At 73.7% G+C, this 12,229-nt stretch carries 11 protein-coding genes; all 11 read right to left on the bottom strand.

Translation table 11 applies throughout. From position 1 onward, the window contains the following. A partial coding sequence (locus ACFE67_RS10730; protein ID WP_375406869.1) for an LLM class flavin-dependent oxidoreductase occupies positions 1 to 367 on the bottom strand: 367 nt, incomplete at its 3' end. Continuing rightward, a complete protein-coding gene (locus ACFE67_RS10725) occupies positions 364 to 1,353 on the bottom strand; it encodes a ketopantoate reductase family protein (RefSeq protein WP_375406868.1) in 990 nt (329 codons plus the stop codon). The genes ACFE67_RS10725 and ACFE67_RS10730, both read right to left, overlap by 4 nt. Continuing rightward, complete coding sequence (locus tag ACFE67_RS10720) at positions 1,350 to 2,960, bottom strand: dipeptide ABC transporter ATP-binding protein (protein WP_375406867.1); 1,611 nt, start codon at positions 2,958 to 2,960, stop codon at positions 1,350 to 1,352. Before ACFE67_RS10720 ends, ACFE67_RS10725 begins: the two co-directional genes overlap by 4 nt. Continuing rightward, the gene (locus tag ACFE67_RS10715) at positions 2,957 to 3,856 is read right to left on the bottom strand and encodes an ABC transporter permease (RefSeq protein WP_375406866.1); all 900 of its coding nucleotides are present in this window, start codon (positions 3,854 to 3,856) and stop codon (positions 2,957 to 2,959) included. The genes ACFE67_RS10720 and ACFE67_RS10715 overlap by 4 nt, the downstream gene beginning before the upstream one ends. Next, the gene (locus ACFE67_RS10710) at positions 3,853 to 4,851 is read right to left on the bottom strand and encodes an ABC transporter permease (protein ID WP_375406865.1); all 999 of its coding nucleotides are present in this window, start codon (positions 4,849 to 4,851) and stop codon (positions 3,853 to 3,855) included. Before ACFE67_RS10710 ends, ACFE67_RS10715 begins: the two co-directional genes overlap by 4 nt. A 2-nt stretch (positions 4,852 to 4,853) precedes the next feature. Beyond that, the gene (locus ACFE67_RS10705) at positions 4,854 to 6,524 is read right to left on the bottom strand and encodes an ABC transporter substrate-binding protein (RefSeq protein WP_375406864.1); all 1,671 of its coding nucleotides are present in this window, start codon (positions 6,522 to 6,524) and stop codon (positions 4,854 to 4,856) included. Positions 6,525 to 6,580: 56 nt separating this feature from the next. Continuing rightward, positions 6,581 to 7,738 carry an acyl-CoA dehydrogenase family protein gene (locus ACFE67_RS10700; protein ID WP_375406863.1) on the bottom strand — a complete coding sequence of 386 codons (1,158 nt, stop codon included), beginning with the start codon at positions 7,736 to 7,738 and terminating at the stop codon, positions 6,581 to 6,583. Continuing rightward, positions 7,735 to 8,907: an LLM class flavin-dependent oxidoreductase gene (locus ACFE67_RS10695; RefSeq protein ID WP_375406862.1), complete on the bottom strand. Its 1,173-nt coding sequence runs from the start codon at positions 8,905 to 8,907 to the stop codon at positions 7,735 to 7,737. The genes ACFE67_RS10700 and ACFE67_RS10695 overlap by 4 nt, the downstream gene beginning before the upstream one ends. Further along, positions 8,904 to 9,746 carry a sulfurtransferase gene (locus ACFE67_RS10690; protein WP_375406861.1) on the bottom strand — a complete coding sequence of 281 codons (843 nt, stop codon included), beginning with the start codon at positions 9,744 to 9,746 and terminating at the stop codon, positions 8,904 to 8,906. The genes ACFE67_RS10695 and ACFE67_RS10690 overlap by 4 nt, the downstream gene beginning before the upstream one ends. Positions 9,747 to 10,027: 281 nt before the next feature. Next, positions 10,028 to 10,978 carry a LysR family transcriptional regulator gene (locus ACFE67_RS10685; protein WP_375406860.1) on the bottom strand — a complete coding sequence of 317 codons (951 nt, stop codon included), beginning with the start codon at positions 10,976 to 10,978 and terminating at the stop codon, positions 10,028 to 10,030. Positions 10,979 to 11,135: 157 nt separating this feature from the next. Further along, on the bottom strand, positions 11,136 to 12,229 hold a 1,094-nt coding region (locus ACFE67_RS10680; RefSeq protein ID WP_375406859.1), incomplete at its 5' end, for an anthranilate synthase component I family protein.

The following is a 12,229-nucleotide window of genomic DNA, read 5'->3' as shown; positions in this document are numbered from 1 at the left end:
CGCCGAAGAGCGCGTTCTGCTCCGCGGTGTTGCCCTTGCCGACGATGAGGTCGACCCGTCCCGGAGCCAGGTTGTCGAGCGTCGCGAAGTCCTCCGCGACGCGGACGGGGTCGAGCAGGCTCAGCACCGTCACGGCGGACACGACCCGGATCCTGCTGGTGCGGGCGGCGATCGCGCCGAGGACGACCGTCGGAGCCGAGGAGAGGAAGCCCGCCTGGTGGTGCTCCCCGATGCCGACGCCGTCGAAGCCGAGCTCCTCCGCGCGCACCGCGTCCTCCACCACGCGACGGAATCGTTCCGGCGGCGAGATCGGCGGCTCGTCGATCGGGCCGGAGGCGCCGAGCAGGTCGAGCGTGAGGAACCTCATGCCGCGACCTCCTGACGGCCGGCCGAGAGCAGCGCCTCCACGGGATGCACCAGCTCGACCCCGTGGCCGCGGGCCGCGTGCTCGCCGAGCGTGCGCTGCACGAGCGCGTTGACCGGCGTCGGTATCCCCGTGCGCCGTCCGAGCAGGACGATCTCGCCGTTCAGGAAGTCGACCTCGCTGGAGGTGCCCCGCGCGAAGCTCTGCCAGGTGGAGAGCCGGCCGCCGCGATAGCCGGGGACCTCGCCGATCTGCAGCCGCAGGTCGGCGACGTCGATCGCCGCGACAGGCATGCCCGCAGCGGCATACACCGCCAGCGCCTCGTTCCGCAGCAGGCGCCGCGCGGTCGCGAGGTCCTCCTCCGCACCGTCGAACAGGTCGAGCGCGTTCCCCAGATTCCCGAGGAGCTTCCACGCCTTCACCGCGCCGATGTCGTCCGTGACCGTCACCTCGTACGCGGCGGCCCGGAGGTCGGCGGCGATCGGCTGCAGGAGCGGGTCGGTGCCGCCGCCGTGCGCACCGAGCCAGACGAGGCCGACCTCGGGCTCCGCGGGGCTGGCGACCTCACCGGCGGTGAGGTGCTGTGCGGCGATCGCGATAGTCGCGCCGAGTACCCGGGCGAACCGTCGCGCCGCGGCCTCCTCGGCCGCCAGCCCGTTCTGCAGCGTCACGATCGGCAGCTCCGCGGCGACGCCGTCGGGTCCGACCGGGCGCCACGCCCACGCGGCGAGGGCGGCGTCCGCGTCCTGCGCCTTCACGGCGAGGAACAGCACGTCATCAGGTCGCAGGTCGACCTCCTCCGGCCCGCCCGCGACGGTGACCGGCACGGTCTCGGTGCGGGAGGGCCTGGCCACGACGACACCGCGATCGCGGATCGCGGCGAGCGCCTCACCCCGCGCGACGAGCACCGTCTCCCGCCCTGCCAGCTCGAGCTGAGCCGCCAGCAGCGCGCCGATCGCGCCCGCGCCGATCACGACGGAGCGGCTCATCGCTGCGCCCCCTGCAGCAGGCGGCGCCCGGGGACCGCGGCGAGCAGCTCGGCGGTGTAGGCGTCCTGCGGCTCCCGGAACACCCGCGCGGTCGGCCCCGCCTCGACGACGCGGCCGCGTCGCAGCACCACCACCTCGTGCGCGATGCGGCCGACGACGCCGAGGTCGTGCGAGACGATCAGGTAGGCGACCCCGAGGTCGCGCTGCAGCTGCTCCAGCAGCTGCAGCACCTGCTCCTGCACCGACACGTCGAGCGCGGAGACCGGCTCGTCGAGCAGCACCACCTCGGGTTCCAGCGCGAGGGCCCTGGCGATCGCGACCCGCTGCCGCTGCCCGCCGGAGAGCTCGGCCGGCCGGCGCGCGAGGACCGTGCGCGGCAGCGCGACGAGGTCGAGCAGCGCCTCCGCCCGGCGCCGCCGCGAGGCGCGGGAGCCGACGCGGAACGATCGCAACGGCTCGGTGATCGTGTCCGCGATGCGGAACCGCGGGTCGAGCGACCCGTAGGGGTTCTGCTGCACGAGCTGGATGCGGCGCCGGAGGGGGCGCCACGCGCCGATGGAGGCGGTCGTGACATCGCGCCCGTCGATCTCGACCGTGCCGGCGCTCGCCCGCTCGAGGCCGAGCGCGATGCGCAGCGTCGTCGACTTGCCGGATCCGGACTCGCCGACGAGTGCAGTCGTGCTGCCGGCGCGGACCGTGAGGTCGACGCCGTCGACCGCCTGCAGGGGCGGTGCTCCGGGCAGCCGGAACGACTTGCTCACCCCGGTGAGCCGCAGCACGGTGCGCGCGACGGGATCGAGGACAGGCGGCACGACGTCCGTGCGCGGCGCGGCGCCCAGCAGCGCCCGCGTGTACGGCTCGGTCGCATGCTGCACGACTGCCGCCGTCGCACCGTGCTCGACGACCCGGCCGTGGCGGAGCACCACGAGCCGCTCGGCCCTGTCGGTGGCGACACCGAGGTCGTGCGTGATGAGCACCAGTGCGATGCCGCGGTCGGCCGCGATCTCCTCGAGATGGTCGAGGATCCGCCGCTGCACCGTGACGTCGAGCGCGCTGGTCGGCTCGTCCGCGATCAGCAGCTGCGGCTGCCCCGCGAGGGCGATCGCGATCAGGACCCGCTGCCGCATCCCGCCCGAGAGCTCGTGCGGGTACTGGCGGCTGCGCAGCTCGGGCCGGTCGAGCCCGGCGGCCTCGAGCGCGGCGACGACCCCGGCCTCGACGAGGTGCCGCTCGCGGACGCCGCGGCGCCGCACCGCCTCCGCGACCTGCGGGCCGATCCGGAGGGTCGGGTTCAGCGAGACGGCCGGGTCCTGGGGCACGAAGCCGGCGACGCGACCGCGCAAGCCCCGCAGCACACGGTCGGGTGCGTGGGTGATGTCGGTGCCGCCGAGCCGGATCGTGCCGCGCTCGACCCGTCCGTTCCGCGGCAGCAGGCCGAGCGCCGCGAGCGCGAGCGTCGACTTCCCGGAGCCGGACTCCCCGACCACCGCGACCCGCTCCCCCGCGCGGACCTCGAGGTCGACGCCGCCGAGAGCGGGGTGGTCGCGGGCTGGGTTCGTTCCGTACGTGACGTGGAGCCCGCTGACGGAGAGGATCGGTTCGGTCATCGGTGACGCGCCTCCAGGACGCGGGCGAGGTGGTTGAGGCTGAAGACGACGAGCGCCACCAGCAGGCCGGGCAGCAGGGAGACCCACGGCGCGGTGATCAGGTAGGCGCGGCCGTCGGCGATCAGCGAGCCCCACTCGGCGGCGGGCGGCTGCGCACCGAAGCCGAGGAACGAGAGGCTCGCGATCGCGAGGATCGCCGCACCGAAGTCGAGCACCGCGAGCACGAGCACCGGGCCCCACGAATTCGGCAGCACGTGCCGGAGGACGATGCTCCCCCAGCGGGCGCCGCCGACGCGGGCCGCCTCGACGTAGGGCAGCGTCTTGACGCGGAGCACCTCCGCGCGGGTGGTCCTGGCGAAGCCGGGCACGATGCCGATCCCGACCGCGACAGCGACCGGCACGGTGCCGAAGCCGAGGGCGGTCACGATCGCGAGGGCGAGCAGCAGGCCGGGGATCGCGAGCAGCACGTCGACGGCGCGCATGAGGACGGCATCGACGACCCCGCCGACGAAGCCCGACAGCACCCCGAGCGCGAGCCCGACGACGAGCGCGATGCCGATCGCGATCAGGGTCGCGTGGATCGTGAGGGCCGAGCCGCTCACGACCCGCGCCCACAGGTCGCGGCCGAGCTCGTCGGTGCCGAACCAGTGCGCGGCCGTCGGCGACTGCAGCACCGCGTCCGGATCCGTCGCCGTCGAGCTCTGCGACGCGAACAGCCACGGCACGAACGCGCTGGCGATCGCGAACGCCACGATCAGCACCGCGAGCGTGTTCGCCGGGTGGCGGACCACCGCGAGCAGGAGGCGGAGGGGCAGCGGCCGGCGGAGCACGGGCGCGGCGACGGGGTCGATGAGGGTCGCCTCCCGCTCCACGGGCCGCGCGACGACCTGCGTCATGCGATCGCCACCTTCCCGGCCGCGCGGCGGTGCTGCACCACCCGCGGATCGAGCAGCGGGTAGACGAGGTCGACGAGGAGGTTCACGGTCACGAACAGCGCGGCCGCCAGCACGACGATCGCCTGGACGACGGGGATGTCCTGCGCGAGCACCGCCTGCTGCGCCAGCTGCCCGACGCCCTGCCGGGAGAACACGGTCTCGACGACGACCGCGTTGGTCACGGTGTTGCCGATGACGAGCCCGAGGATCGTGATCGCCGGGAGCGCCGCGTTCCGCAACGCGTGCCGCAGCTGCACGGAGGAGACGGACAGCCCCTTCGCGAGCGCCGTCTGCACGTACGGCTGCGACCACTCGTGGTCGAGGCCGCGACCGAGCACCTGCGCGATGACGGCGGCCGCCGGGATCGCCAGCGTCACCGCCGGCAGCACGACGCTGCCGATCCCCTCCGACCCCGTGGAGGGGAACCAGTGCAGCTGGAACGCGAACAGCTGGATGAGCAGCAGCGCGACCCAGAACCCGGGTGCGCTCATCCCGACGGCCGGCAGCCGCTCGACGAGCAGCTTCGCCGGGCGCCACCGGATCCAGGCACCCAGGTAGGCGATCGCGTATCCGCCTGCCGCCCCCAGCAGCACGGCGACCGAGGCGAGCGCCAGGGTCCCGGGCAGCCGGATCGCGATGGCCGACACCACGGACCCGCCGAGCGACGACGAGGTGCCGAAGTCGCCGTGCAGCGCTGACAGCAGCAGGTTCCCGTACTGCACGAGCACCGGCTGGTCGAGCCCGTACCGGTGCCGGGCCGCGAGCAGCTCCGCCGCCGACAGCGAGCCGATGTCGGTGTTGTTGGCCGCCAGCATGATCGACAGCGGGTCGCCGGGCAGCAGGTAGAGCACCGCGAAGCTCACCGTGTAGGCGGCCCACAGGACGACGACCGCCTGGGCGATGCGTCCGAGCACGTATCTGATGAGCGGGGCTCTGCCGAGCAGGGTGCGGCCCACGGTCAGCTCGCCAGCCAGATGTCGGAGAACGAGCCGAACGCCTCGGACGTGAACCGGAACCCGTGCACCTTCGACGAGACGCCCACGTGCTGCACGCGCTCGAACAGCGGGAACGCGAGCGACTGGTCGTCGATCAGGTACTGCTGCAGCGCGGTGTAGGCGGTGTCGCGGGCGTCGTTAGACTCCGCGGCACGACCCTGGTCGAACAGCGACTGGATCTTCTGCTGCTGTTCGGCCGATGCGGCGTTCTGCGCGAACACAGCGGCGGTGGCGTAGCGGGTGTCGAGGATCGACTGCGCCACGGAGGGATCGGCGCGGGTGAGGTAGGAGACGCCGAGGTCGTACTTCCCGGCGGCGCGGTCCGCGGCCCACTGCGCTGCGGTCTCGACCCGGATGTCGAGCTTGATCCCTGCCTGCTTCAGCTGGTCCTGCAGCAGCTGGTCGCCGGGGAACGTCGCGTTGGTCGGGTAGTCGATCGTCAGCGTCTTCCCGCCCTTGTGGCGGTAGCCGTCGGAGCCGACCTTCCAGCCGTCGCCGTCGAGCAGCGCCGTGGCACCGGCCAGGTCGAAGCCGAGGGCGCCGGACCGGTCGGAGTAGAAGGGCGTCGTCGTGTCGAACAGGCTCGTGACGATCGGGTACTTCGCCCCGAAGATCGTCTTCGCGTACGAGGCCCGGTCGATCGCCTTCTGCAGCGCCTGCCGCACGACCTGGTCGGCGAGCACGTGGCCGGCCGACACGTTCGGGTACAGCGTGTACGACGGACCCGGGAGCGACCGCTGCTCGAGCGTGTCGCCGGAGGCGGTCAGCACCTGCTGGTTCGGGGCCGAGAACGGGTTGCGCGGCCAGTCGACGTCGATCGCACCGCTCGTGAGCTGACCGAGACGGACGCTGTCCTCCGCGACGTAGCTGACGGAGACGTGCTTCAGGTAGGCGTCGCCCTGGTGCGCGTTCAGTTTCGAGGCCCAGTCGTACCCGGTCCGGCGGGAGAGCTCGATGCCCTTCGTCGGGGCGTAGGAGTCCAGCGTGAAGGGGCCGCTGCCGATGATCTCGCCGGCGCTGCGCTGCTCCGCGGTCTTCGCGTAGGAGCTCGCGGCGAGGATGCCGAGGGTCGTGGTGCTCGTCGCCTGGAGGAACGCCGCGTTCGGCTTCGCGAAGGTCACCTCGACGGTGTCGTCGTCGACGACCTTCGTGCCCTCATAGCCCGAGATGTACGACGCCCCGAACACGCCGGGGATCGCCTTCGCCTCGGCGGCGTCGCTGTCGAACGCCAGCTTCACGCTGTCCGCCGTGAACGGGGTGCCGTCGCTGAACGTCACGCCCTGCTTCAGGTCGAACGTGAATTTCGTGTTGCTGTCCTCGGCCTTCCAATCGGTGGCGAGCCACGGCACGAGCTCACCCGTCTTCGGGTCCTGGTCGGTCAGCGAGTCGACGACGTTCCGCAGCACCGTGCGGGTCTCGATCCAGTAGATCTGGAACGGGTCGATCGAGGTCAGGTTCGGGTTGTCGGGCCAGAACGCGAGCTTGAGGGTGCCGCCCTTCACGGGCGTGCCGGTGTCGGCGGCGGTGGTCGTGCCGCCGCCGGCGGAGCAGGCGCTGAGCACGGTCGTGGCGGCGGCGAGCACGGCGATCGCGGCGATCCGCACGGATCGTCGGCGGCGCAGAGGGAGGGTCATGGCGGATTCCTTCGGTGCTGTGTGGTGGAAGGGAGGGTCAGGGCGGGTGGGCGGGATCAGACAGCCAGCAGGCGGACGCCGAGCGCGGCGAGCGCGGCGTCCTCCTGCGGCGGGTGCACGCGGGAGGCGAGCACGTCGCGGAGGTGCCGCTCGAGCGGGTGGCGGCGCGTGAGCGCCGCGTTGCCGAGCGCCGCGACGGCGGTCTGCACCGCGGTGATCGCGGCGCGGGTGCCGAGCAGCTTCACGGGCGCGAGCAGCGCTCCGGCCGCCGGATCACCGCGGTCGACGGCGGCCGCGGCGTTCGACAGCACGGCGTCGGCGATCGCGAGCTGCGCGGCGATCTCCCCCGCGGCGGCGCGGATGTTCGGCGTCGTGGCGATCGGCCGGCCGAGCGAGGTGGGCACCCGCTCGTTCGCGAACCGCACGAACCAGCCTGCCGCCGCATCGGCGACGCCGACGTAGAGCGCCGGTACCGCGAGGCCGCCGACGAACGGGAAGGCGCCCTGCTCGGTCGCCGGTCGACCGTCGAACGCCTCGACAGGCAGCCGCACGTCGGTGTAGACCACGTCGTGCGTGCTGGTGGCCCGCTGCCCGAGGTGGTCCCACGTCTTCTCGATGCGGACGCCGGCCGTGTCGGCCGGCACGATCGCGTGGGCGACGAGCGGCTCGGCGTCCTCCGTCGCCGCCCAGACCAGGTGGTAAGCGAGCCCCTCGGACCCGGTCGCGAAGCCCTTGCGGCCGTTCAGCACCCAGCCGTCCGCGGTGCGCCGGATCGTCGTGGCGGGCAGCCCGCCGCGGGCGGGAGCACCCCACTCCGGCTCGGCGCGGATCGCGTTCAGCAGCTGCGGCCGCTCGGCCGAGTCGGCGACGAGCCGGCGGTAGACCTCCTCCGGCCACCACGGCGCGCGTGCCTGCAGGTCGTGCTGCAGCACCGTCATCGCGGTGATCAGCGCGACCGCGGGATCGCCGGCGCCGAGCGCCCGGAACACGCGCACCGCATCGGTCGCGGTGAGGCCCGGGCCGCCGTAGCGCGCGCCGATGCCGAGGCCGAGCAGGCCGGCGCGGTGCACGATCCCGATGCCCGCCCACGGGAAGTCCCCGGTCCGGTCGGCCTCGGGTGCGTGCACGGCGAGCGCGTCCCGGACGCTGGCGAGCGCCTCGTCCGAGAGGTCGGGCGCGGCGATCCGCACCGGGCTTTCGGCGACGGCGCTCATGACGCGGCCCTGACGAGGAGGCCGGGCGCGAGGTCCTCGGTGAGGGCGCCGGGGTGCTCGGTCTGCAGCGTGCCGCGCTCGCCGGTGCGCTCGCGGTGCGCCAGCTCCTCCCGGACGAGCGGGAGCAGGTAGCGGCCGTAGTCGACCGCGTCGTTGAAGTTGTCGTACCCGCGGATCGAGATCAACTCGGCGCCGAGGTCGACGTAGTCGAGGATCGCGGCGGCGACGGTCTCCGGCGTCCCGACGAGGGCCGTGGAGGCGCCGCCGGCGTTCGTCGCGGTCGCGGTCGGCGTCCACAGGGCGCGGTCGTGCACGTCCTGGCGCGCGGCGATGTCGAGCAGTCGCTGCGACCCGACGTTCGCCGGGCGCCCGTCCGGACGCTTGGCGCGCCACAGGTTCCCCTTCGACGCGCGGTCCTGCAGCACGCCGAGGATCCGCTCCGCCTTCTCCCACGCGAGCGCCTCGGTCGGGGCGATGATCGGCCGGAACGTGACCCAGATGCGCGGGCGGTCGACCCGGTGGACGGCACGAGCGGCGGCATCGATGCGGTCGATCTGCTCCTGCGTGTCGGCGAGCGGCTCACCCCACAGCCCGAAGATGTCGGCGAGCGCGCCGCCCTGGCGGTAGGCGTCGTCGGAGGAGCCGCCGACCGAGATCGGGATGGTCCCGTTCACCGGGACGACGTGCGACACGAAGTCCTCGAACGCGTAGAACTCGCCCGCGTGGTCGAACGGCTCCCGCCGCGTCCACACGTCGCGGAGGATGCGGATGTACTCCTCCTGCCGCGCGTAGCGCTGCTGCTTGCCGAGCCGGTCGCCCTCCCGCGCCTGCTCGTGGTCGTCGCCGCCGGCGATGAAGTGCACGGTCGCGCGCCCCTCCGACAGCTGGTCGAGGGTGGCGAGCGCCTTGGCGGCGACAGTGGGGTAGATCGTGTTCGGGCGCAGCGCGACGATCGGGCGGAGGCGCTCGGTCACCTGCGTGAACGCGGCGGCGATGGTGAACGGGTCGTGGAAGCTCGAGCCGTAGGGCACGAGGGAGTAGTCGAAGCCGTAGTCGTCGAGCGTGCGCGCGTAGCGCTTGAGCCACGGCAGGTCGATCGCGGCGCCGGTGCGGCCGTTCAGCTCGTTGGCCTGGTTGACGTTGATGGCGGAGATGAATTCGACGGTCATGCGGACTGCTCGCTCTCGAGATGGGCGTCGCCGGTGGCGACGGGACGGGGCTGGTTGGACCACTGGCTCCACGAGCCGGGGTAGAGCGCCGGTGCGAAGCCGGCGAGCGTGAGGGCGACGGCCTCGTGCGCGGCGGTGACGCCGGAGCCGCAGTAGGCGGCGACGGGCACCCCGTCGACGACGCCGACCTCGGCGAACCGGGCGCGGAGCGCGGCGGGGTCGAGGAAGCGGCCGTCGGGGCCGACGTTCCCGGTGGTCGGCGCGTTCCGGGCGCCGGGGATGTGGCCGGCCCGGGGGTCGACGGGCTCGGCCTCCCCGCGGTAGCGCTCGCCGGCGCGGGCGTCGAGGAGGACGCCTCCCTCCGGGAACGCGGCGGCGCCGTCGATGTCGATCGTGGGAAGTGCGCCGTAGGTGAGATCGATGTCGCCCGGCTCCGGCTGCACGTCGCCGGTCTCGAGCGGCAGGCCCGCGGCGGTCCACGCCCGCAGCGAACCGTCGAGCAGCCGCACGTCGGCGACGCCGGCGTAGCGCAGGAGCCACCAGGCACGGGCGGCCGACAGGTTCTTCAGGTCGTCGTAGACCACGACCGTGTCGCCGGCGCGCAGTCCCCAGCGGCGCGCGGACGCCTGCAGCGCCTCCACCGCGGGCAGCGGGTGCCTGCCGTCCTCCGGCCGCCCGTGCGCCGCGAGCTCGGTGTCGAGGTCGACGTAGACGGCGCCGGGCAGGTGCCCCTCGAGGTACTCGGGCCGGCCGTCCGGGCGGTCGAGGCGCCAGCGGACGTCGAGGATGCGGACGTGCTGCAGCGCGGCGAGCTCGTCGGGCGAGATCAAGATGGGCATGCCGGAGGCCTTTCTGGCGCACGGCGGCGCACGGGAGGACCGCCGCCGGATGCGGCGACGGAGGTGGACGGCACGAAACGGCGACCGCCTGCCCCGATCGGCGGCTGGGGCCGGATCAGTGGCGGGGCGGCGGAGCGCTGGTGCGGCTCAGCGGGAGGCGGGACAGGCGCGCATCGAACAGCGCCCGTCCGTCATCATTCGCCCGGCCATCATCCGCCGTGCCGTCATCCGTCGCATCGACGGCATCCGTGCGGAGCGCACGGGCACAGCGGCGATGGACGTCATGCGGACCACGCTACGGCCGGCTTCGTCGCGCGTCCAAGTGCGATGCGTGATGGGAACCGATCGGCCACCGCGATCGTTCGCTCGAGTCGGTGATCGGGTCGGGCAGGGGCGCCTGCGAAGAACGCGGTCGCGACCTCGGCGACGGTCGCCTCGACGGCGGGGTCGACGCCGCGTCGGCCGATGAGGCGGACACTCGCGGTACCGAGATCCGGCAGACCCCGGACGCGCACGAGACCGGCGGGTGCGTCGTCGCCGGAGGGCAGCACCGCGATCCCGAGCCCCGCGCGGGCGGCCGCGAGCACCCCCTCCAACGTCGGCGACTCCGCGACGACCTCGGCGATGCGACCGGCCTCGCTGAGGCGCTCGAGCGCACGGCCGCGCATGCCGCACGGCTCGACGTACGCGACCACGGGCACCGGACCGGCGGGCGCCTGCGCGCTGCGGGCCCACCAGTGCAGGGGCAGCACGCCGAGCTCGGTGCCGGCGAGACCCTCGCCGATGCCGAGGAGCACGGCGACGTCGATCTCGCCGCGGGCGACACCCTCCTGCATACGAGTGGAGCGGTCGATGCGGAACTGCACGCGGCGGCCGGGGAACGCCTCCCGGATGGTGCCGAGCAGCTCGGGCAGCACCTGGTGCGCGGTGGTCTCGGTGGAGCCGATCACGAGCGGCCGCTCGTCGGGGGCCTCGAGGCGGTCCAGCGCGTCGTCGTGGACGGCGAGGATGCGCCGCGCCTCCGCGAGCAGCCGCTCCCCGGTCGGGGTGAGGCGAGCGCGGCGGCCGTCCTTCTCGACGACGGGGCTGCCGAGGCGCTTCTCGAGCGACCGGACGTGCTGGCTGACGGTCGGCTGGCTGAGGTGCAGCGCGGTCGCCGCGCGCCCGAACCCGCCGCAGTCCGCGATCGCGATCAGCGTGCGCAGCTGCACGAGATCGAGCGGACCGGCCATGGGAGGAACGGTACGGCGCCCCTCCGACGCCCGCACCGTCGCGCCGTCACAGTCCGACACCTGGCTGCGACCGCCCCCGCTGATCGAGGTGCGCCCTTCGAGGACCTCAGGAACCGCGCAGCGAGCCTCGAGCGATGTCCTGAGGCTCTCGAAGGGATCACCCCTCCGGATCCGCGCCGACCGCCAGCAGCATGGAGCGGGCCTTGAGGACGACCTCGTCCCACTCCGCCGCCGGGTCGGACTGCGCCGTGATGCCGCCGCCGCTGCCGATCCGCACGCGGTCCCCCTCCATCACGATGCTCCTGATCACGACGGCCAGGTCGACGCTGCCGTCGACGGACAGCCGACCCCACACCCCCGAGTACACGCCGCGCGGACCCGCCTCCAGCGTTCCGAGGATCCGCATCGCCGCGTGCTTCGGCGCGCCCGTCATGGAGCCGGCGGGGAACAGCGCGAGCACCGCCTCGACCGGATCGGCGTCGAGCACGGACTCGACCGTGCTGACGAGCTGGTGGGAGAAGCCGAACGCCTCCACGCCGAACAGCTCGGTGACCGCGACGCTGCCGACCCGCGAGACGCGCGACAGGTCGTTGCGCATCAGGTCGACGATCATCAGGTTCTCGGCGCGCTCCTTCTCGCTGGCGAGCAGGTCCGCGGCCAGCGCCCGGTCGGCCGCCGCATCGGCGGACCGCGGACGGGTCCCCTTCATCGGCCGGGTGCGGGCTGTGCCGCCGCGGTCGATGTGCAGGAACTGCTCCGGCGACGCGCTCAGCAGCCACCGGTCGCCCACGCGCAGCACGCCGCTGTGCGCCGTCGGGGTCAGCTCGCGCAGGCGGCGGTACACGTCGACGGGATCCGGAGGCGAGTCGACACCGACGGTGATCGTGTTCGTGAGGCACAGCTGGTAGGCGTCCCCGCGCCGGATCGCGGCCTGGCACGCGGCGATCAGTTCGAGGTACGCAGCCCGGTCGTGCCGCCATCGCCATCGCGCCCCGGCATCCGGAGGCGGGGCCGGCGGGGTCGACGGCAGCGCGGCGACGCGCGCCTCCATCCGGTCGAGCCACCCCGCTGCGCCGGGCGCTCCCTCGAGCACGATCAGCGTGACCTCGCCCGTGGCGAAGGTCAGCCCGCGGTCCACGAACGCGAACGATGCGAGCGGCGCGTCGTCGTCAGCGACCGGCAGCCCCGCAGCGCGGACCCCGAACTCGTAGGACAGGCACCCCCACCAGCCGAGCAGAGCGGAGTCGGCGG

This window comes from uncultured Amnibacterium sp. (assembly GCF_964244015.1).
Lineage (GTDB): Bacteria > Actinomycetota > Actinomycetes > Actinomycetales > Microbacteriaceae > Amnibacterium.
This window is presented reverse-complemented; position numbering and strand designations above follow the sequence as displayed.